General features: G+C 49.6%; 20 protein-coding genes and 3 pseudogenes. 9 read left to right on the top strand and 14 right to left on the bottom strand.

Annotated elements, in window-relative coordinates:
• Nucleotides 1-209 precede the first annotated feature (209 nt).
• From HVZ39_RS25980 to HVZ39_RS25945, 8 genes are all read right to left on the bottom strand, one after another.
• A complete protein-coding gene (locus tag HVZ39_RS25980) occupies nucleotides 210-1,382 on the bottom strand; it encodes a hypothetical protein (RefSeq protein ID WP_007372264.1) in 1,173 nt (390 codons plus the stop codon).
• A 168-nt stretch (nucleotides 1,383-1,550) separates the two neighbouring features.
• Complete coding sequence (locus HVZ39_RS25975) at nucleotides 1,551-2,255, bottom strand: hypothetical protein (protein WP_007372263.1); 705 nt, start codon at nucleotides 2,253-2,255, stop codon at nucleotides 1,551-1,553.
• 62 nt (nucleotides 2,256-2,317) lie between these two features.
• The gene (locus HVZ39_RS25970) at nucleotides 2,318-2,701 is read right to left on the bottom strand and encodes a hypothetical protein (RefSeq protein WP_007372262.1); all 384 of its coding nucleotides are present in this window, start codon (nucleotides 2,699-2,701) and stop codon (nucleotides 2,318-2,320) included.
• Nucleotides 2,702-2,714: 13 nt separating this feature from the next.
• The gene (locus tag HVZ39_RS25965) at nucleotides 2,715-2,987 is read right to left on the bottom strand and encodes a hypothetical protein (RefSeq protein WP_016241565.1); all 273 of its coding nucleotides are present in this window, start codon (nucleotides 2,985-2,987) and stop codon (nucleotides 2,715-2,717) included.
• Nucleotides 2,988-3,002: 15 nt separating this feature from the next.
• Nucleotides 3,003-3,254 (bottom strand): hypothetical protein, encoded by a 252-nt coding sequence (locus tag HVZ39_RS25960; RefSeq protein ID WP_007372261.1) that lies wholly within the window; start codon nucleotides 3,252-3,254, stop codon nucleotides 3,003-3,005.
• A gap of 121 nt (nucleotides 3,255-3,375) precedes the next feature.
• Nucleotides 3,376-3,792, bottom strand: coding sequence for a hypothetical protein (locus HVZ39_RS25955; protein WP_016241566.1), 417 nt, complete (start codon nucleotides 3,790-3,792; stop codon nucleotides 3,376-3,378).
• Between the two features lie 12 nt (nucleotides 3,793-3,804).
• Nucleotides 3,805-4,368 carry a hypothetical protein gene (locus HVZ39_RS25950; protein WP_007372259.1) on the bottom strand — a complete coding sequence of 188 codons (564 nt, stop codon included), beginning with the start codon at nucleotides 4,366-4,368 and terminating at the stop codon, nucleotides 3,805-3,807.
• A 594-nt stretch (nucleotides 4,369-4,962) separates the two neighbouring features.
• The gene (locus HVZ39_RS25945) at nucleotides 4,963-5,652 is read right to left on the bottom strand and encodes a hypothetical protein (protein ID WP_009652897.1); all 690 of its coding nucleotides are present in this window, start codon (nucleotides 5,650-5,652) and stop codon (nucleotides 4,963-4,965) included.
• A gap of 772 nt (nucleotides 5,653-6,424) precedes the next feature.
• Here HVZ39_RS25945 and HVZ39_RS25940 point away from each other — a divergent pair.
• A protein-coding gene (locus HVZ39_RS25940) for an IS3-like element ISSen4 family transposase (protein ID WP_085954994.1) occupies nucleotides 6,425-7,551 on the top strand; the annotation gives its coding sequence in 2 pieces (ribosomal slippage) (nucleotides 6,425-6,689 and nucleotides 6,689-7,551; 1,128 coding nt in all).
• A 242-nt stretch (nucleotides 7,552-7,793) separates the two neighbouring features.
• Here the strand turns inward: HVZ39_RS25940 and HVZ39_RS25935 are convergent.
• Nucleotides 7,794-8,498 (bottom strand): IS6-like element IS26 family transposase, encoded by a 705-nt coding sequence (locus tag HVZ39_RS25935; protein WP_001067855.1) that lies wholly within the window; start codon nucleotides 8,496-8,498, stop codon nucleotides 7,794-7,796.
• Nucleotides 8,499-8,556: 58 nt separating this feature from the next.
• Here HVZ39_RS25935 and HVZ39_RS25930 point away from each other — a divergent pair, with 58 nt between their 5' ends.
• The 6 genes and pseudogenes from HVZ39_RS25930 to HVZ39_RS25905 form a co-directional block, all read left to right on the top strand.
• On the top strand, nucleotides 8,557-8,808 hold the full coding sequence (locus HVZ39_RS25930) for a hypothetical protein (protein ID WP_001515736.1): 252 nt from the start codon (nucleotides 8,557-8,559) through the stop codon (nucleotides 8,806-8,808).
• Between the two features lie 113 nt (nucleotides 8,809-8,921).
• Nucleotides 8,922-10,067: an ABC transporter permease gene (locus HVZ39_RS25925; protein WP_001325018.1), complete on the top strand. Its 1,146-nt coding sequence runs from the start codon at nucleotides 8,922-8,924 to the stop codon at nucleotides 10,065-10,067.
• 5 nt (nucleotides 10,068-10,072) lie between these two features.
• The gene (locus HVZ39_RS25920; protein WP_001325019.1) at nucleotides 10,073-10,864 is read left to right on the top strand and encodes an ABC transporter ATP-binding protein; all 792 of its coding nucleotides are present in this window, start codon (nucleotides 10,073-10,075) and stop codon (nucleotides 10,862-10,864) included.
• A 1-nt stretch (nucleotide 10,865) separates the two neighbouring features.
• Nucleotides 10,866-11,804 carry an MlaD family protein gene (locus HVZ39_RS25915; RefSeq protein WP_000449980.1) on the top strand — a complete coding sequence of 313 codons (939 nt, stop codon included), beginning with the start codon at nucleotides 10,866-10,868 and terminating at the stop codon, nucleotides 11,802-11,804.
• Nucleotides 11,804-12,445, top strand: a complete 642-nt coding sequence (locus HVZ39_RS25910; RefSeq protein ID WP_000948259.1) for an ABC-type transport auxiliary lipoprotein family protein — start codon at nucleotides 11,804-11,806, stop codon at nucleotides 12,443-12,445. Before HVZ39_RS25915 ends, HVZ39_RS25910 begins: the two co-directional genes overlap by 1 nt.
• 206 nt (nucleotides 12,446-12,651) lie before the next feature.
• Nucleotides 12,652-12,750 (top strand): annotated as a pseudogene (locus tag HVZ39_RS25905) (IS1 family transposase); the annotation flags it as partial.
• 286 nt (nucleotides 12,751-13,036) lie between these two features.
• Here HVZ39_RS25905 and HVZ39_RS25900 read toward each other — a convergent pair.
• On the bottom strand, nucleotides 13,037-14,059 hold the full coding sequence (locus tag HVZ39_RS25900; RefSeq protein ID WP_016156516.1) for an IS110 family transposase: 1,023 nt from the start codon (nucleotides 14,057-14,059) through the stop codon (nucleotides 13,037-13,039).
• A 218-nt stretch (nucleotides 14,060-14,277) separates the two neighbouring features.
• Here HVZ39_RS25900 and HVZ39_RS25895 point away from each other — a divergent pair, with 218 nt between their 5' ends.
• Nucleotides 14,278-15,258, top strand: coding sequence for an IS5-like element IS5 family transposase (locus tag HVZ39_RS25895; protein WP_021570610.1), 981 nt, complete (start codon nucleotides 14,278-14,280; stop codon nucleotides 15,256-15,258).
• Between the two features lie 109 nt (nucleotides 15,259-15,367).
• Here the strand turns inward: HVZ39_RS25895 and HVZ39_RS25890 are convergent, their stop codons facing one another.
• The 3 genes and pseudogenes from HVZ39_RS25890 to HVZ39_RS25880 all read right to left on the bottom strand — a co-directional run.
• Nucleotides 15,368-17,011, bottom strand: coding sequence for a diguanylate cyclase (locus HVZ39_RS25890; protein WP_016156518.1), 1,644 nt, complete (start codon nucleotides 17,009-17,011; stop codon nucleotides 15,368-15,370).
• A 30-nt stretch (nucleotides 17,012-17,041) separates the two neighbouring features.
• Nucleotides 17,042-17,878 (bottom strand): annotated as a pseudogene (locus HVZ39_RS25885) (IS3-like element ISSen4 family transposase); the annotation flags it as partial.
• 68 nt (nucleotides 17,879-17,946) lie between these two features.
• Nucleotides 17,947-18,269, bottom strand: a pseudogene (locus HVZ39_RS25880) (transposase); the annotation flags it as partial.
• 252 nt (nucleotides 18,270-18,521) lie between these two features.
• On the opposite strand from HVZ39_RS25880, the gene HVZ39_RS25875 reads away from it, so the two are divergent.
• A complete protein-coding gene (locus HVZ39_RS25875; RefSeq protein ID WP_016156520.1) occupies nucleotides 18,522-18,947 on the top strand; it encodes a hypothetical protein in 426 nt (141 codons plus the stop codon).
• A gap of 249 nt (nucleotides 18,948-19,196) precedes the next feature.
• Here the strand turns inward: HVZ39_RS25875 and HVZ39_RS25870 are convergent, their stop codons facing one another.
• Nucleotides 19,197-19,418, bottom strand: coding sequence for a hypothetical protein (locus tag HVZ39_RS25870; RefSeq protein ID WP_001124949.1), 222 nt, complete (start codon nucleotides 19,416-19,418; stop codon nucleotides 19,197-19,199).
• Between the last annotated feature and the right edge of the window lie 171 nt (nucleotides 19,419-19,589).

The raw sequence follows: 19,589 nt of genomic DNA, 5'->3' as shown, positions 1-19,589 counted from the left end.
TTAACGTCTTTGTCTATTCAGTGAACCATACCCTATTCATGTGACGAAGGTTTCTGAGTGTAAAAATACGTAATAAGCAACGCTATTATCGCTAATTCTAAAAATAGGGCGAATTAAAATACCGGCAAAACGCGGACGTTTATACCGGTATTATTTCTGAGCTGCTGGTGCAATATCGCGAGGTAAGCTGTAGTCAGCGCGGCAGGTACTTAACGGCTAGGCTTGCTGGTGGTTAAGGCCTCATCCTGCGCCAGCAACGTGATCACATCCCCGGCAATCTCCGGGCGGATACCAGGCGATTTATGCGCGGCATGGGCCGCGACAGCCAGCGGTCTCCAGTTGAGTGATGCTGCAATACGTCTGATCTCTTCAATAACCCGGAATGTATCGCTCTCCAGCGCCAGACCCGCACGGGCGGTATCGAAAGATACGCGCTGCGCCGAAGTGAGCGGCGAGTGCTTCTTCAGTTCTGCGGTGATGATACGCTGCGCTTCAGCACCGATTGACGCGCCACCTTCGACGACCCCGGTTAAACCGACGAGCTTACCTCCATCACTGCGGCTATTATCGTCTTTAACCCTGGGTGGCGGGGCCAGGGCGGTCAGATCCACGTCCTGCTGTAAGAGCTCCAGCAGGTCAGCCAGCATATCGGGTTTAATCACACCTTTTAAACCCGCTGCGCGTTTCGCTAGGCTGACAGGAGAACGGCCCAGGCGGGCGGACATCGCAATAAGGCAATTAGCCAGAACAAAGAGGTCATCAACCCCAATCAGTGGCGCACACTCTTGCCTGAACGTCTGATCATCCCGGAATGCAGGAGCTGGTGGGGCCGGTTTAGGCGTTTTGGCCTTTGCCTGCGGCTTGTCATAACCACGTAGGGCTTTTTCTGCACTGTCTGAAACCTTACGGATGCTTTGCGCCAGATCATCACCACCTGCCAGGCCTGCGGTCAACTGAAGCATATAATCGAGCCTGCCGAGCATGTCAGGGGAAGCAAGCCCGGTCGCTATCTTCTGGCTGATGTCGTTAAGGTTGCTGAGTATACCACCGGCGATTTTAGACGGAGGAGTAACAACCGCCTGGACATTATGGCTGGTATGAATTTCCCGCGACACCAGGGTGAGGACTTTGCGCCAGTCAGGTTGTACACCAGCATCAAGCGTCTCAAGGTGGCTTATTGCATTTCTCAGGCTATCCCATCTGGATAGCTGTAGAGGGTCACCGTTCTGCTTTCCTGATTTCAGCCACTGAACGAGGTAGACGAAGTCAGATGTAGCTGAGGCCACCAGCCCGGCAATAACGCGCTCTCTTGCTTGAGGCGTTGTAGGGTTAGATCTTCGCACCGGCAGACGGTCATTTTTATGTGCCGTTGGTCTTTTCATTTCGAATATCTCAACTTGGTTCCATCAACGATAACTCCGCGCCCGGGAGCCAGACAGCATGAAACAATGTATTTACCATGTTTGATAAAAGCGCAACCGGCAGCGCCGTCAAAAAAATGCTATATGACAGCGCTGGTTAGAGCAGAAAGATTCAGGGAGGTTTTACATCTACTCTCGATCATCTGTGAGGAAGAGATGCAGTTGAGTCACAAAGGCATCGAGATAAGGGGTATTTCTGGCATTGTCTGCAAAGTTCATTTTGGCATTGGTGTCGTCGTATACATGCATCCAGCCGCTGTTTCTGGCAATACGACGTACATCAGTATTTGCCGGGTAGAGTTTCCCAATAGCTTCACGCAGACCTTCAATTTCTGAGATCAACTGCCGGGCATTCGCAGCAGGCTCAGGAGCCGATGGGACGAGAACCCGGAATTCAGCGGTTTCCGGCTGCATCTTAATCACTTCAATGACTTTGTCCCGGGCAACGGAATTCCATTCAGTAGTCATGCCGTTGTACTGGTTTCGGATGCGGAACTGGTAAACCGGCTGCTGTTCGTTAACAAGCAACCAGGCATCGGCAAGTGCAAGATAGAACGAGACAGGCCGGTTTATCATCTGGTGTTCCTGAAGGGCTTTTTTATAGCTATGGACATCTTCAGGAAGGACATCAGTGATACTGGAGGTGAATTTTAGCGGATCCAGTGGACAGACCGGGCCGATAACCCTAAGCACAGCAACAGGATTATTACCATCATCAGTAAACCAGAAGTCATTTTCTGGGCCGATATTGAGCCTTACATCTGCGGTCTGATTCTCTGCGAGAACGGCCTGCACCCGACGACCGTTCTGCCACCAGCGTGGTGTACCTTGCATACATACCTCGTACAGGAAATTAGCCCGAAGCCCACCTGCTGGTGGGCGGTCGGAACACAAGTCTACTGAAGGTACTGCTCTGCCTGAGCAATACGAGAAAGAGTACCGGCATTCGGTTCAATCATCTGGATACGTCGGCTGTCCTCCAGTAAACCGGCAATAAGGTGCTTGTCGGTATATGGGGCATCGTCATCCCCGAGCATACGGCGGATAGCAGATAAATCGCCGGATGGAACCGGGTATACCGACTCAATAAAGAGCTGGTCACCGTGAGGATTCTCCCACTCATATGGGGTTTGGGCGGAAGCAGCAAAACCCGAATCATTCAGACGTGCGAAATCTTCAAGCGCCTGGAGGCGGGCCGCAGATTCATCGGTAGCGTAGATTAGGATCATTCGCGCCGTCTCAGGCGATGAGCAGAACAGCAAAATGAGAAATGGCAGCATGTTATAGACTCCTTCAGTTTGCGACTTGTTGAGCTGGCGGTGTGGCTACGCTAGTGAGTTGCTTAAGGCGAATGTTCAGCTCATGAATTACATCATCGCGTTTGCGCCAGCTGGTGGATGGTAGAGCCAGGAGCGCTTCAGCTTCGGACACGGAGAGACCGGCCAGGTGAGCTTTCGATGAAATCTCTGCGTTATATAATTGCTTCAGCACAATCAATGAGTGCTGGGAGGATGCAGCCATCATCATGAAATGGCGAAGCACCGCACAATAGATTTGAGTAGACATATTAAGCCGCCTCGTTCAATGCGTGAGGTAATGATTAATGGCATGTTCAACATAGCCAACAGATTTACCCACCAGGTGTGCAAGCTGCTGCACATGATGATGGTGAACTTCACGGCACGGGCCAAATGAAGTGGTGTAGCGATACCAGAGGCTGCGGCCTACAGAAAAAAGTTCTTTCTCTGTCTGCGGGCGAACTGGATAACAAACAGGACGTGCAGATGTAGTGCGACGAACGTTATTTCGTACTTGATGAATTGCAGTATTCATAAATCACCCCGCGTATGTTTTTCGTTTTGTTTACTAACTTCAGTTAAACACACGCTGGGTGGCTGACGAATAGAAAATCCATAAATAAATGAGCTAAAGATTTAAGCTCTTTATGAAAGAATTATTCTGGGGTTGGAAACCAGATAATGTCCGAAATAGGCTTATTGCCCGTCAGTAAAGCGAGGCTGGAATGCAGTTCTTTAACGACCTGCTTATTATCCTGCGTTTGCTCAAGTGCGGTTATAGCCTTTAGCAGGGTATTTGCCACAGATGCTTTAGCATATGCCTGCGGTGAGCCGATTAGCACCTGACGCATTAGCTCCGCATTGTTAGAAGCCAAATAGCCTTGCTCCTCGGAAATTCTTTCTGCATCGGGTGCTGAAATAACCAATGCGGCAAGTTCGTGATCGTTTGCATAGTTGATAACATCAGATAGCATTTCGAGAGCTGTGGTATCTGTCATGATAAAGCCGTCAGCTACCCACTGAGGAGCAACATCGAAGCGAACTACCCAGGAATAAGGTTTAACGTTTGACATACAGAGACCTCATTAAAGAGAGATATAAGCGTCGGGATTTTCTTCAACAGAAAGAAACTCAATATCTTCGAGATGCATTCCTGCATTACGAATGCCTACCTCGGATAACCACGACAGTATTGTTTCATGATCCGGTTCACCAGAAAAATCAACAAAGGCTGGAAGAGCCCAGTCGGGTGTATAGCCAGCGCTATACATTACAGTGGCAGTAAAGCGCCCAATGTGGGGAATTTTGAAAAGGATGGATGCCTGCTCAGGGGTATTAATTACCATGCCGTGATGATAGACGACATCCCAGTTTACCCCATGCTCCCCTGTATTTCCTCGATAGAGATGGTGGCGGTCAACGGCCCAAAGGACACCTTCGCTATCCAACCAGCAGAAATAATTATTATCTGGGGATAACGTGATCCCAAGGTTCATTAACTCCGCCACCAGCAAGCAAGGGTTAATATCAGTTACAGTTTTAATAATCGTCAGCCCCATCTCGGTTCCGGTAGTAACTGTCAGTACCTTGGAGGCACTGATCCAGAATTGATAACCTGCTTCTTTAGCCTTCGCGATTAAATTAAACATTGTTGCTTCCCATTGAATGGCAGTTAGGTCAATAACAACATGAGGCTGGTGGGTGACAAATAGGGAATCTGACGATATTTCAAGAAAGAATTTAGCGATGAGAAATGCAGGGGGAACAATATGGTCTGTACTTGCCAGCGCTTCGCTCGGCCAACCCCTCGACAGCCCGAAAACAAGTTTCGGTCTGCCTCACGGTTATCTACTGACAAAGGCGGGGATTATTCGGGGTACTGTATGAACTACACAATTTCAATCGGAACAAAAGAAAGCAGCAACCCCTAAACAAATGATTGAGAGTAACCAGAAAAAGGCGAGTACTACTACAGCGCTTAAAGATAGTGGAACGGTTTTTGATAGCATAACGCCCATACCTACACCAAATGAACATAGTGCGATAGATCCTAATTTCAATTTGCTCTTATACGAAATTAACATTGGCTTCTCCTCAAAATAGGTGTGGTGCTTGCCAGCGCTTCGCTCGGCCAACCCCGAGACAACCCGAAAGCAAGTTTCGGTCTGTCCCGGGGTTCCGGGTAACGGCCAGACTTACCGCAGATCTTCTTTAGCGTTAATCATATGACATATGAATAAGAATTAATCACGATACAACTGGATAAAACTCTCCACACGGGTTCCATCACAATAGCTCGGCCAGGCGTTCATCACAGGTAGTTCTTCTGTTGTGAATCTTCCCAGTGCGAGAGCTACAGAATACCAGACCGGGAAAATCGTATTGGCTGATGTCATATTCCCATTGTTGATTAACTCATAGAGTCCGCGTCCATTAGCCCATGCACTTTCTGGTGTATCACCGGCAAGGTAGTTATCCACCCAGATGGATGGTGACAGAGCCTGACCTTTCGCCAGTCTCGCTAACAACTCGTACCACTTCAGATATTCCGTGGTTCGCAGTGAGAGAATCGGGATTCCGCCACGTCTTAACAGTGCTGCCGCAGAACGTGAGTCTACCGGTGCGGCAATTCTATCCAGGTGGTTACGGGCTTGCTTTATCCGTGCTGATATTCCCGCAGGGCTCACTCGGGAGATGTATTTCTCCACCGTCTCAGTAGCTTCAGCGATATCCGGGGCCAACGAACCATCAACATGGAGGGGACATAAAACAAGGCCGGTATCATCGTGAGTCACCCAGGCAGAATTGTCAGTCGGGTTCCTGACGATAGACAACGACTCACTTTGACCCAAGATCGTTAACCTGAATGACTTAAGCCTTTCGGCTATCCAGCTGCCTCCATCACCAAAAACCTCAATGCGCTCGTGACTCATACCGCATCACCTCTACAAGTGCTTTACATTCAGACCTAATCATAACGGCTTCCCCGTTCGGAACAAAATCAGGGCATAGCCAAACCATACTCAGGAAATTTACAGATATGTCGATCTACAAAACGCGCTCAAAACGCTCAGGCGCGTTTTAATCAATCCGATCGTGAAAATACCAGGGGGATAAGCTCAGAATCGTTCTGAGGCGATTCTGGCGTGGTTTTATCCCAATAACGGATCCTTTTGCGAATACAGATCGGTTTACAAGGGAATTTGGCTGGTATGAGACGGAGATGATCCACTTTGATAATCTGAGCGATAATTTGTTAATGGTTTCGTTTTGTTTACGCGTGTATCGGGAGGGAAGTTATTCCGAACGAGGGTATCGACTTCATATTGTCCGTTTCGATAGCCGATCACAATTTCTAAGCGGTACTCGCCGCGACAAAAACCCCCGGAGGAAAACCATGTTGGTTATTCACTTTTGGTTTTCCCCGGCGATTAAAACCAGGGCAACCTCCGGTTGCCCATAAAAACCCCCGGAGGAAATTCATCTTTCCTCCGACATCGTGCGGTTTGATTATTACCATGCTCAACCTCCCGATGTAAAAATAGAGAAAACCGACGCTATCGCTTCCGCTTTGTTTACCTTCCATATTCGCGCCCGCGAAATAGTCCGCTGCATTCCCACCCGATCATACCCGTGACCTGCTCCCCGTTGATTAGTACACCCCGATGTTAGTAATGTCTTCATAAGCCACATGAGGACATCCCCATGAAGAAGCGTTTTTCCGACGAACAGATCATCAGTATTCTCCGCGAAGCCGAAGCCGAAGCTGGGGTACCCGCCCGTGAACTCTGCCGCAAGCATGCCATTTCCGATGCCACGTTTTACACCTGGCGTAAGAAGTATGGCGGTATGGAGGTGCCTGAAGTTAAGCGCCTGAAGTCGCTTGAGGAAGAGAACGCCAGACTCAAGAAGCTGCTTGCCGAAGCCATGCTGGATAAAGAGGCGCTTCAGGTGGCTCTTGGGCGAAAGTACTGACGACAGACCAGAAGCGGGAAGCCGTGATGTTGATGTGTGATGCGACCGGTCTGTCGCAACGTCGTGCCTGCAGGCTTACAGGTTTATCCCTGTCGACCTGCCGCTATGAGGCTCACCGTCCGGCTGCTGATGCGCATTTATCAGGGCGCATCACTGAGCTGGCACTGGAGCGCAGGCGTTTTGGCTACCGTCGTATTTGGCAGTTGCTGCGCCGTGAAGGGCTTCATGTTAATCATAAGCGCGTGTACCGGCTTTATCACCTCAGTGGCCTGAGCGTAAAACGCAGAAGACGTCGTAAAGGGCTGGCAACAGAACGTCTGCCGCTGCTCCGTCCGGCGGCGCCCAATCTGACCTGGTCGATGGATTTCGTCATGGACGCACTTTCCACCGGTCGCAGGATCAAGTGTCTTACCTGCGTCGATGATTTCACAAAGGAATGCCTGACGGTCACTGTTGCCTTTGGGATTTCAGGCGTTCAGGTCACGCGTATTCTGGACAGCATTGCACTGTTTCGAGGCTATCCGGCGACGATAAGAACTGACCAGGGGCCGGAGTTCACTTGCCGTGCACTGGATCAATGGGCCTTTGAGCATGGTGTTGAGTTGCGCTTAATCCAGCCGGGCAAGCCAACGCAGAACGGATTTATTGAGAGCTTTAACGGACGATTTCGCGATGAATGTTTGAATGAGCACTGGTTCAGCGATATCGTTCATGCCAGGAAAATTATTAATGACTGGCGGCAGGATTATAACGAATGCCGCCCGCACTCCACGCTGAATTATCAGACACCGTCTGAATTTGCAGCGGGCTGGAGAAAGGGTCATTCTGAGAATGAAGATTCCGACGTTACTAACTGAGTGTTGTATCTAATCGTGGGGGCAGGTCACTTGGTCGGTGCCATGACGCGACTATTTTCAGGTGATTGCTGATACAACTCACAACAGGCTTGAGCAATGTCGCTCTTTGCCGTTTCGTGGAAGTGAATAGCCCCCGTACTTAGTTTTTCAGGCACGATACCTTGATTAATGAGCTTGGAGTATTCAGGAAGGCACTGTTGCAAAGTTAGCGATGAGGCAGCCTTTTGTCTTATTCAAAGGCCTTACATTTCAAAAACTCTGCTTACCAGGCGCATTTCGCCCAGGGGATCACCATAATAAAATGCTGAGGCCTGGCCTTTGCGTAGTGCACGCATCACCTCAATACCTTTGATGGTGGCGTAAGCCGTCTTCATGGATTTAAATCCCAGCGTGGCGCCGATTATCCGTTTCAGTTTGCCATGATCGCATTCAATCACGTTGTTCCGGTACTTAATCTGTCGGTGTTCAACGTCAGACGGGCACCGGCCTTCGCGTTTGAGCAGAGCAAGCGCGCGACCATAGGCGGGCGCTTTATCCGTGTTGATGAATCGCGGGATCTGCCACTTCTTCACGTTGTTGAGGATTTTACCCAGAAACCGGTATGCAGCTTTGCTGTTACGACGGGAGGAGAGATAAAAATCGACAGTGCGGCCCCGGCTGTCGACGGCCCGGTACAGATACGCCCAGCGGCCATTGACCTTCACGTAGGTTTCATCCATGTGCCACGGGCAAAGATCGGAAGGGTTACGCCAGTACCAGCGCAGCCGTTTTTCCATTTCAGGCGCATAACGCTGAACCCAGCGGTAAATCGTGGAGTGATCGACATTCACTCCGCGTTCAGCCAGCATCTCCTGCAGCTCACGGTAACTGATGCCGTATTTGCAGTACCAGCGTACGGCCCACAGAATGATGTCACGCTGAAAATGCCGGCCTTTGAATGGGTTCATGTGCAGCTCCATCAGCAAAAGGGGATGATAAGTTTATCACCACCGACTATTTGCAACAGTGCCGGCAGATTTACCCGCTGATCTGGTTACACAGGCCAGTGCTTCTATCAGTGAAACCATTCAGGTGGTCAATAGCCTTGGTGGGGACGAGCATCTACTGAGCAGCGCCAAACTGGCCTTTTCTGCCTCACATAGTCTGGTATTAGGTACTGCCAGCGTACTGTTAATTCTGCTGGCGGTAGTCGTTTGGTTTACCCTGCCAGAGAGGAAAATACGGCAATTGGGCAAACAGCGTGCCACACCTCACTGATTAGGGTGTGGTTAACACTTCATTAATTAAACAGTCATTACTCTTACTTAACTGTGTGATATACCTATTTAGGGTTTGAAACATTAGAGTTTGAAATAGGTAAGGTCTGAGCAATGACTGAGCAAACGTCCCCCGCACAACTTGATCTCGATAGCGCGGCTCAGCCCCCCAGAGTTTATATCCGGGGGGACTGGGTGTTGGCGCATTACTGCGTTTTGGAGCCGCGCGTTGCGCAATTGCGCGCTAATATGCCCAGTGGGGGGGTATTTGATCTCAACCAACTGGGGGCGTTAGATACCGCCGGTGCAACGTTGTTAGCTCTGCTTCTGGGTGAGGACCGTGTAGCAAATTTACGCGAACTTGCGCCTAAATTGCCAGAAGAGCGGAGGATATTACTTGAAACGGTAAGCCATGTATTGCCTGACTTAACCCCTGAGTTGTCTGAAAAACCCACACGGTTTTGGCTTGAGATGCTGGCTAATACCGGCCGTTCGGTAGATAACTTATGGCAAGATATTAAGTCACTATTGGGCTTTATTGGTCTGGCGCTGGAAACCTTGCTGGGAACACTTTTTCGCCCCTCCCGCTGGCGCATTACCTCATTAATTGCCAATATTCAACAGATTGGCCTCAATGCTGTGCCGATCATTATGTTGCTCACCTTTTTGGTGGGGGCAGTTATCGCCTTTCTCGGTGCAACCGTACTCACTACTTTCGGCGCGGGCATTTTTACCGTCGATTTGGTGGTATTTTCTTTTCTACGTGAATTTGCGGTACTGCTTACCGCGATCCTGATGGCAGGGCGAACAGCCAGTGCTTTTACCGCTGAAATTGGCTTGATGAAAGCCAATGAAGAGATTGATGCTATCCAAACACTGGGCTTGAATCCGGTCGAACTGTTGGTGCTACCGCGCGTCTTGGCACTATTGATCTCTCTGCCGATGCTAACCTTTATTGGCATGGTTTGCGGTATTTTCGGTGGCATGGTGGTGTGTGCCTTAACACTGGATATCTCTCCCACTATGTTTTTGTCGATTATGCAAAACAGTAATGGGTTGCAGCATTTTCTGGTGGGAATAAGTAAAGCCCCTATTTTTGCTTTCCTGATTGCTATTATTGGCTGTCTGGAGGGGTTCAAAGTAACCGGTAGTGCTGAATCAGTCGGGGTTCATACCACCACCAGTGTGGTGCATTCGATCTTTGTGGTGATTTTGCTTGATGCCGTGGCAGCGCTATTTTTCATGGAAATGGGGTGGTGAGCCAAATGACGCAAGATGCAATCATTCAAATTCGCGATCTGGTTAACTGCTTTGGCGTACAGTGCGTGCATCAAGGGTTGAATCTTGATGTTAAGCGCGGCGAAGTTCTTGGCGTGGTTGGTGGCTCGGGTACCGGTAAATCTGTTCTGTTACGCAGTATTGTTGGGTTACGTCGTCCGACTGACGGGAAAATTCATGTTTTTGGCAAGGATTTAATGGCACTGTCAGGTCAATCCCGCGCCATGGTCGAGCGCCGATTCGGCGTATTATTTCAACGAGGCGCACTGTTCAGTTCTCTAACCGTGACCGAGAACGTGGCATTACCATTAATAGAAAACGCCGGATTACCCCGGTCTGAGGCTGAGCGATTGGCTCAGGTTAAACTGGCACTGGCTGGGCTACCGCCGGGCACTGGCAGTAAGTATCCAGCATCTCTGTCGGGTGGTATGGTCAAGCGTGTTGCGCTAGCCCGTGCCTTAGCACTGGACCCGGATATTCTGTTTCTTGATGAACCGACTGCGGGTCTTGATCCCATTGGTGCGGCGGCGTTTGACAGTTTGATCCGCACCCTGCGGGATGCCCTCAATCTAACGGTATTCTTGGTGACCCACGATCTGGATACGCTGTATACACTGTGTGATCGTGTGGCGGTGCTTTCGCAGAAAAAAGTGCTGGTGGTTGATACTCTGGATAAAGTTGCAGCGACTGATGATGGCTGGATTCAGGCGTATTTTCATGGCCCACGTGGCCGGGCTGCTTATCAGGCAGCGGCAATTAACAGTGGAGAGAGGTTGTAATATGGAAACCCGTGCTCATCATGTCGTTATTGGTTTGTTCACTCTTATTGTGGTGAGTGCCGCGCTGCTGTTTTGCCTATGGCTGACAAATTCCGGTTCTGATCGCCAGTTCAGATTGTACGATATCGTTTTCAATGAGCCTGTGAGTGGCCTGTCACAGGGTAGCACCGTTCAGTACAGCGGGATTCGAGTCGGTGAGGTGACGCAATTACGCCTGGACCGAGACAATCCGAATAAGGTTTGGGCACGTATTCGCGTTTCTGCATCTACTCCGATACGCGAAGATACCCAAGCTCGTCTCACCGTCGCGGGTATTACCGGCACCTCAAATATTCAATTCAGCAGTGGCAGCCAGACCAGCCCGTTGCTGGAGGGCAAAGATGACGAGGTTCCTATCATTATTGCTACCCCTTCGCCGATGAGCCAGTTACTGGCTAACGGTGAGAATTTCATGACCAATGCGAATGAAGTGTTGGTGCGTTTGAACCAGTTGCTGGCACCGGATAACCAGCAGCGCCTAGTAACGACACTGGATAATCTCGCGCTGGTCACCCAAACTGTGGCTGATCAACGTGGTGATCTCCGTACCCTGTTGCAGCAGTTGGCGCAGGCCAGTAAACAGGCTAATGAGACACTGACTCAAACCAATCGCCTGCTGCGTAATGCTAACGGCTTAATGGATGGGCAGGGGAAACAACTGGTCAGTGATGCCGCCAAAACCATGGCATCGTTGCAAAATACCAGTACCATCCTCAATAAATTGGTGAGTGAAAATAAAACCTCACTCAATAACGGGATGCAAGGGATGAATGAGCTGGGGCCGGCAGTAGATGAGCTGCGCAGAACATTAGCGACATTACGTGCCGCCGTTTCTCGTTTGGAAGAAAACCCAGCGGCCTTGTTGCGCGGCCGTGAAAGAACACAGGAGTTTACGCCTTAATGCTCTCTTTTAATGTGATGCGCTATGCAGGCCGCCGCGTGTGGCTATTGATGATATCCGGGGGGGCGATACTGCTCTCTGCCTGCACCATTTTACCTTCGGCCCCTGTATCACAAGTTTATCTTCTGCCGGTGCCACCTGCAGTCAGTGTGCCACACGCGCAGACAGTAAACTGGTCATTACGGGTTTCACAACCGGCGACGAACCAGTTTCTTAATAGCTCACGCATAGCGGTGCAGCCTCAGGGCCAGGAGATTGCGGTTTATAAAAACTCCCGTTGGAGTGATTCGGCGCCGATTTTGGTGCGCAATCGTCTTATTCAGGCGTTCCGTAGCGATGGGCGAATCCGTGCAGTCAGTAGCGACGATGATAGCTTGCAGGCTGATGTGGAGTTGAGTGGTGATCTGTCCGCGTTCCAAGGGGTATACCATGTTGGTAGCAGCGAAGTGCTGATCCGTTTTGATGCTCGGCTGGTAAGAATTTCAGATCGTAGGATTATTGCGACTCGCCAGTTTGACATTCGCCAACCGATAAAAGGTAACGAGATGAACGAGGTGGTTCAGGCCTTTGGCCTGGCCAGTGACCAGTTAGCCACTCAAGTGCTCAACTGGACGATGCAGCAATCCCCTGCGCAGGGTTGATATCTAAACCAGCACCGGTTGGTTTTATCTGAGGCGAGTTGGCAGTAGCTAACTCGCCTTTTTTATCGTCTAGTTTAATGATTCAAGGCGAATAATTGCGTCTAAGGGGAAAATATTCTCTTTATTGTTTTGTGATTAGTATCTCATTGAGGGTAATGCTACCAACTTGCTGATTTAGTGTATGATGGTGGTTTTGAGGTGCTCCAGTGGCTTCCATCTCCATCACTTGTCCCTCCTGCTCAGCTACTGAAGGCGTGGTGCGTAACGGTAAAAGTACTGCCGGACATCAGCGCTATCTGGGGTCAGTTTGGATATAGAGAATTATTGTACTATAAGGGCTTCCCCGGCATGTCAACGCCGGTGTTTACGGTTTCTGTCTGCACTATAGTAAAAAAATAAAGGGGAGAGACTGCGGTACTATAAACGGTCATGATGAATCGTCATCGATTCGGACCCTGATGAAAGACGCTCGTGAGGTTCTTGTTCGTTAAGCGGATACGTATATCCTGTACAATAGCCAGATAGGCCTCACGGGGTCTAACCCTTTATCATCAACGAATTGCAGGTCAGATGGTTATACAGCTTCGAGCTTTAGTTGACTGAGTACAGCCGGAAATCATCACCGTAATGTAGTGATGCCCAACACAGCCGCGCATTTTTGGCGGCGATGGCCACAACAGCCCGCCAGTACCCTCTGCGCTCAACCAACATACAAACCCAACGGCTGAATGAGTCAGTCCTTTTCCCGGCGCCAATAAGCACTGAACGAGCCCCCTGAACCAGAAGCGTTCGCAGATACGAATCACCGGCTTTTGTGATCCTGCCGAGTTTCGACTTTCCCCCGCTGCTGTATTGTGATGGCGTCAGCCCCAGCCAGGCTGCCAGTTGACGTCCATTTTTAAAATCATGTGCATTACCGATACTGGCGACCAGTGCACAGGCCGTTGTGGGACCAACGCCCTTTAGCTCCATCAGCCGCTGACTGCGATGATCTGTTTTGGCTATGTGGGACAAAATTCGGTCATATTCAGTGATGTTAGCTTCAATGCGATCAACGTGTTCCATCAAATCATCAACACATTGCTGAACCTGAAGCGGTAAAGAGCTCTTCTGCACAGAAACCATGTGGCGCAGGGCATCAGCACTTTGTGGCGCGATGACACCGAATTCAGATATCAATCCTCGCAGACGATTATACGTTGCTGTTTTCTCTTCGATAAAACCCTGACGGGTACGATGTAAACACTGCATGGCCTGCTGGCTTTCGTCTTTCACTGGTACGAACCGCATATGCGGACGACGAACAGCTTCACAGATAGCCTGAGCATCAGCTGCATCATTTTTTCCTGATTTTCCGGCCATACGATAAGGCGATATAAACTTAGCAGCCATCAGACGTGGCTCATGACCATACTGCCGAAACAATCTTGCCCAGTAATGAGCCCCGGAGCATGCTTCCATCCCGATAACACAGGGAGGCAAACTTGCAATTAACTCAGGAAGTGCAGCACGCGATACTTTAGGCTTAACCAGAACAGTTCTACCATTTTGATCAACACTGTGAACAGCAAACACATTTTTAGCAAGATCGATACCGACAGTCGTGATAGTCATAACGAATTCCTCCGGGACGATGTGTACCCCATGATTGCACAAGAGTTAATCAGGCGCATAATCAGGGGAAGTCCCTTCCATTCGTTAAGATCAAATTTTAACCTGTAATACACTGATAAATTACTGCGCACCTCCTCCCCCCTGCTCTAAGGAAGGTGCGAACAAGTCCCTGATATGAGATCATGTTTGTCATCTGGAGCCATGGAACAGGGTTCATCATGAGTCATCAACTTACCTTCGCCAACAGTGAATTCAGCAGTAAGCGCCGTCAGACCAGAAAAGAGATTTTCTTGTCCCGCATGGAGCAGATTCTGCCATGGCAAAACATGGTGGAAGTCATCGAGCCGTTTTACCCCAAGGCTGGTAATGGCCGGCGACCTTATCCGCTGGAAACCATGCTACGCATTCACTGCATGCAGCATTGGTACAACCTGAGCGATGGCGCGATGGAAGATGCTCTGTACGAAATCGCCTCCATGCGTCTGTTTGCCCGGTTATCCCTGGATAGCGCCTTGCCGGACCGCACCACCATCATGAATTTCCGCCACCTGCTGGAGCAGCATCAACTGGCCCGCCAATTGTTCAAGACCATCAATCGCTGGCTGGCCGAAGCAGGCGTCATGATGACTCAAGGCACCTTGGTCGATGCCACCATCATTGAGGCACCCAGCTCGACCAAGAACAAAGAGCAGCAACGCGATCCGGAGATGCATCAGACCAAGAAAGGCAATCAGTGGCACTTTGGCATGAAGGCCCACATTGGTGTCGATGCCAAGAGTGGCCTGACCCACAGCCTGGTCACCACCGCGGCCAACGAGCATGACCTCAATCAGCCGGGTAATCTGCTTCATGGAGAGGAGCAATTTGTCTCAGCCGATGCCGGCTACCAAGGAGCGCCACAGCGCGAGGAGCTGGCCGAGGTGGATGTGGACTGGCTGATCGCCGAGCGTCCCGGCAGGGTAAAAACCTTGAAGCAGCATCCGCGCAAGAACAAAACGGCCATCAACATCGAATACATGAAAGCCAGCATCCGGGCCAGGGTGGAGCACCCGTTTCGCATCATCAAGCGGCAGTTCGGCTTCGTGAAAGCCAGATACAAGGGGCTGCTGAAAAACGATAACCAACTGGCGATGTTATTCACCCTGGCCAACCTGTTTCGGGTGGACCAAATGATACGTCAGTGGGAGAGATCTCAGTAAAAACCGGAAATAACGCCAGAAATGGTGGAAAAAATAGCCTAAATAGGCTGATTCAAGGCATTTACGGGAGAAAAAATCGGCTCAAACATGAAGAAATGAAATGACTGAGTCAGCCGAGAAGAATTTCCCCGCTTATTCGCACCTTCCCTATGTCTTTACGCACATAAATATCCGGCAGAATAAGGATAAACTCATCTCCGCCCTGCCGGGCAACCAGATCGATTTTACGGGTACAGGACCGCAACCGGCTGGCGACTTCATTGAGTAACGCATCGCCCGCATTGTGGCCGAATAAATCATTTACCGGTTTGAATTTATCTAGGTCGAGGCTGATCATGGCCAGGGGATGATCCGGATCGGGTAAAGAACGCAGCTCATCTTCCAGAAACTCTTTCATTCTGACCCGGTTTGGCAGGCCGGTTAATTCATCATGCCGCGATAAATACTCGGCACGCTCCTGCGCCTCCACTTCCAGAGTGACATCGGTCACCGTACCGCGAAAGCCCATAGAACCATCATCCATAATGGCGTGCTTCGCCACCACATTGCAGTAACGCTGATGGCCCTGAGCTGAGAAATAGCGGGCCTTTTTGAGCGTGTAATTACTGCTCGTCTGCGGATTCAGCAGCCAGTGATGAAAAAGGATTTTGTCGCTGTGGATGAAATCCAACATGTTCCGCCCAAGCCAGTCGTCAGAATGATGACCGGTAACGCCAGAAAAACGGTCGGATAACCACGTTAGCCGTGCCTCGCTGTCCGCTTCCCAAATCCAGTCGGTGGTGGCTTCAATGACGTCGCGAAAGCGTCGTTCACTTGCCGTAAGCGCTTGTCGGCTTTGCTCAAGCAGGAAAACATTTTCGTCATTAATTTGCGCTTTGATTAACGCACCACGCCGCATCAACCAGGTAAATGCAATGGTCGATAACATCAGAATGATGATTAACGGCAGCTCCCGGTTCATCAGCGCTCTGCCCGGATCGTCGCTTCGCCACTCAATCAGAACATCGCCATTATCAATGGGTAAAATAAGCTGAGCTTCCCGGTAGTCGGCTTTCAGGTGTGGCTCCATTCTGCCGAACGTATGCGCATTATGAATGCCGTATTCGTTGCCCATTTTCTCCAGTTTAACGGGCGTTAACACGTCGGCGAAAATCAGTACCGAGGCATCTTCCGCCACCGGCGTGATGCTTTCATCGTCTCCCGACGTGATCCGGGCCGCCGCCAGTAAGGTGAGTTGCCCGTTGGTCATCATAAGGCGTGAGACGGCTTTACCCTGGCTTTGTGAGAGGTCGTTAAAAAGTTCTTTGGTGATGTTCCGGTTGAGCCATTTCTCGAAAGGCTGGCTGACAAGATTTCCTTCAATGACGCTATAACGCGTCTCCCCGGCGGGAGACAAAACAAATACGCCTTCATACTGGTAATTCGTGTAAAGCGATTCACCAAGGTTCTGGCTGTCCCATGCCCATTTAACATTCACCTGCTTGTGCAAATTATTATACGCTTCGCCCCAGTCGGCATTATCCATTAAATTTGCGCGTATCTTTTCCTGCCGGTTAGTGAGGGCTTTTTGCAAAAGTAAACTGCTGCGCGCCTCTGCTTTATTATTAAGATTATCCGCGATATATAAAAGACTCACTATTGCCGCCAGAAAGAGACTGCTCAGCAACGCCGCGGTAATAATAAAATTTTTCTTTACTATGCCACTGGTTTCTCCTGAAAAACTACTTACTTTGTTGAAGCGCTGCCAGTTCATTTGACCTGCCCCCACGATTAGATACAACACTCAGTTAGTAACGTCGGAATCTTCATTCTCAGAATGACCCTTTCTCCAGCCCGCTGCAAATTCAGACGGTGTCTGATAATTCAGCGTGGAGTGCGGGCGGCATTCGTTATAATCCTGCCGCCAGTCATTAATAATTTTCCTGGCATGAACGATATCGCTGAACCAGTGCTCATTCAAACATTCATCGCGAAATCGTCCGTTAAAGCTCTCAATAAATCCGTTCTGCGTTGGCTTGCCCGGCTGGATTAAGCGCAACTCAACACCATGCTCAAAGGCCCATTGATCCAGTGCACGGCAAGTGAACTCCGGCCCCTGGTCAGTTCTTATCGTCGCCGGATAGCCTCGAAACAGTGCAATGCTGTCCAGAATACGCGTGACCTGAACGCCTGAAATCCCAAAGGCAACAGTGACCGTCAGGCATTCCTTTGTGAAATCATCGACGCAGGTAAGACACTTGATCCTGCGACCGGTGGAAAGTGCGTCCATGACGAAATCCATCGATCAGGTCAGATTGGGCGCCGCCGGACGGAGCAGCGGCAGACGTTCTGTTGCCAGCCCTTTACGACGTCTTCTGCGTTTTACGCCCAGGCCACTGAGGTGATAAAGCCGGTACACGCGCTTATGATTAACATGAAGCCCTTCACGGCGCAGCAACTGCCAAATACGACGGTAGCCAAAACGCCTGCGCTCCAGTGCCAGCTCAGTGATGCGCCCTGATAAATGCGCATCAGCAGCCGGACGGTGAGCCTCATAGCGGCAGGTCGACAGGGATAAACCTGTAAGCCTGCAGGCACGACGTTGCGACAGACCGGTCGCATCACACATCAACATCACGGAGCAGCCGGACGGTGAGCCTCATAGCGGCAGGTCGACAGGGATAAACCTGTAAGCCTGCAGGCACGACGTTGCGACAGACCGGTCGCATCACACATCAACATCACGGCTTCCCGCTTCTGGTCTGTCGTCAGTACTTTCGCCCAAGAGCCACCTGAAGCGCCTCTTTATCCAGCATGGCTTCGGCAAGCAGCTTCTTGAGTCTGGTGTTCTCTTCCTCAAGCGACTTCAGGCGCTTAACTTCAGGCACCTCCATACCGCCATACTTCTTACGCCAGGTGTAAAACGTGGCATCGGAAATGGCATGCTTGCGGCAGAGTTCACGGGCGGGTACCCCAGCTTCGGCTTCGCGGAGAATACTAATGATCTGTTCGTCGGAAAAACGCTTCTTCATGGGGATGTCCTCATGTGGCTTATGAAGACATTACTAACATCGGGGTGTACTAATCAACGGGGAGCAGGTCAAAATAGAGAATGTACTAACCCCACATTTTCGAAACTTTCTCATCCGTCAGGGTTTTATCTTTCCAGGAGATTCCTGGATGTGTGGATCTGGTTATTGGATATATGATACAGAAATACTTTTAAATCATACTCAAGATTTACCTGTATAATTACACTAACATTTATATGAGAGACATTAATAATGCCAACTAGCCGTTCACCCGCCTCATTCCCCACGCTTATGAAACTTGCGGAAGATGCTTATAGCACTTACAAAGAAATCCTCAAAGAATGTGGCGCAAGTGATACCATCGGGACCTGCATGTTCGCCAGCATATCTCTTTGTGAGTTGGCACTCAGCCGGAACTTTGAGGCGATAATACGAGGAGGAGATGGCATAAACAATGGTGGCCTTTTCAATGAGTTTGGAGGACACGGACACTACTGGTGCGAAATAACTCTCGATGGTTTATCATTTTATATTGATATTTCCGCCGAGCAGTTCGGTTATTCCTCTTATATTGTAAAAAATGTCAATGATGTTACTGGCTGGCCGCGTTATATACCCGGTGACCAAACACTTATTGATCATCACATCCACCTCGCATTTACAGAGGGTTTACTGTAGTTCTCATGGAGGTATCTTAATCGGTGTCCTGCTATCTTAATAATGGCATAGGTTATAGAGCAATCCGGCTATTCTTCATGCTCTAAACCTATACTGATGCACGTGATTATTGGTAGTTAAAACTAATTTACGAGCAACTTTAAATTGTTAGAAGGCTATGTTCTGTATACCTTTATAACCATACAAAGAAATTATACATAACCCCGTCTTTAATATTATTAGCTTATCAGAATGAAATTCCACTCAATCCTATATTGCTGGAGTTTTTTTCCAAGCACCTATTTGCTCATAAATTTGACGCTCTATTTTTTCTACATCATTAACCAAGTCAGAATAGTCAGGTGGGTTGGTACCAATTGCCCCCTCCCATTGCCTCGTCAGCTGTGAAACTTTATTTTTGATTGTAGAGAGCTGATTTAGCTGCTTTTTGGCAAACAATACTTCTTCCGAATACAGGTTTTTTTTGGGCATTACAGTACCAGACAACGAATTTAACTTAAGTGCAGGCCGTCTTTTTAACATAAACAACTATCATTGCAACACATTTTCCGAGTTTTTCGTGGTAGGCCCTTCTTAGCAGAAGCATCTCTGATGTGTGGTCATCCACCAGCGGTCCTATGTTTCGATAACCAAAACTATGCA

It is taken from the genome of Citrobacter sp. RHB35-C21, from assembly GCF_013816515.1.
GTDB classification, from domain to species: Bacteria; Pseudomonadota; Gammaproteobacteria; order Enterobacterales; family Enterobacteriaceae; genus Citrobacter; species Citrobacter braakii.
This window is presented reverse-complemented; position numbering and strand designations above follow the sequence as displayed.

What these genes read in the sequence shown, in the direction of transcription:
- HVZ39_RS25900 (WP_016156516.1), bottom strand. Translation starts at nt 14,059, where the DNA reads ATGACTATCACGACTGTCGGTATCGATCTTGCTAAAAATGTGTTTGCT.
- HVZ39_RS25920 (WP_001325019.1), top strand. Translation starts at nt 10,073, where the DNA reads ATGACGCAAGATGCAATCATTCAAATTCGCGATCTGGTTAACTGCTTT.
- HVZ39_RS25935 (WP_001067855.1), bottom strand. Translation starts at nt 8,498, where the DNA reads ATGAACCCATTCAAAGGCCGGCATTTTCAGCGTGACATCATTCTGTGG.
- HVZ39_RS25895 (WP_021570610.1), top strand. Translation starts at nt 14,278, where the DNA reads ATGAGTCATCAACTTACCTTCGCCAACAGTGAATTCAGCAGTAAGCGC.
- HVZ39_RS25945 (WP_009652897.1), bottom strand. Translation starts at nt 5,652, where the DNA reads ATGAGTCACGAGCGCATTGAGGTTTTTGGTGATGGAGGCAGCTGGATA.
- HVZ39_RS25910 (WP_000948259.1), top strand. Translation starts at nt 11,804, where the DNA reads ATGCTCTCTTTTAATGTGATGCGCTATGCAGGCCGCCGCGTGTGGCTA.
- HVZ39_RS25915 (WP_000449980.1), top strand. Translation starts at nt 10,866, where the DNA reads ATGGAAACCCGTGCTCATCATGTCGTTATTGGTTTGTTCACTCTTATT.
- HVZ39_RS25875 (WP_016156520.1), top strand. Translation starts at nt 18,522, where the DNA reads ATGCCAACTAGCCGTTCACCCGCCTCATTCCCCACGCTTATGAAACTT.
- HVZ39_RS25970 (WP_007372262.1), bottom strand. Translation starts at nt 2,701, where the DNA reads ATGCTGCCATTTCTCATTTTGCTGTTCTGCTCATCGCCTGAGACGGCG.
- HVZ39_RS25870 (WP_001124949.1), bottom strand. Translation starts at nt 19,418, where the DNA reads ATGCCCAAAAAAAACCTGTATTCGGAAGAAGTATTGTTTGCCAAAAAG.
- HVZ39_RS25960 (WP_007372261.1), bottom strand. Translation starts at nt 3,254, where the DNA reads ATGAATACTGCAATTCATCAAGTACGAAATAACGTTCGTCGCACTACA.
- HVZ39_RS25965 (WP_016241565.1), bottom strand. Translation starts at nt 2,987, where the DNA reads ATGTCTACTCAAATCTATTGTGCGGTGCTTCGCCATTTCATGATGATG.
- HVZ39_RS25890 (WP_016156518.1), bottom strand. Translation starts at nt 17,011, where the DNA reads ATGAACTGGCAGCGCTTCAACAAAGTAAGTAGTTTTTCAGGAGAAACC.
- HVZ39_RS25955 (WP_016241566.1), bottom strand. Translation starts at nt 3,792, where the DNA reads ATGTCAAACGTTAAACCTTATTCCTGGGTAGTTCGCTTCGATGTTGCT.
- HVZ39_RS25980 (WP_007372264.1), bottom strand. Translation starts at nt 1,382, where the DNA reads ATGAAAAGACCAACGGCACATAAAAATGACCGTCTGCCGGTGCGAAGA.
- HVZ39_RS25950 (WP_007372259.1), bottom strand. Translation starts at nt 4,368, where the DNA reads ATGTTTAATTTAATCGCGAAGGCTAAAGAAGCAGGTTATCAATTCTGG.
- HVZ39_RS25925 (WP_001325018.1), top strand. Translation starts at nt 8,922, where the DNA reads ATGACTGAGCAAACGTCCCCCGCACAACTTGATCTCGATAGCGCGGCT.
- HVZ39_RS25975 (WP_007372263.1), bottom strand. Translation starts at nt 2,255, where the DNA reads ATGCAAGGTACACCACGCTGGTGGCAGAACGGTCGTCGGGTGCAGGCC.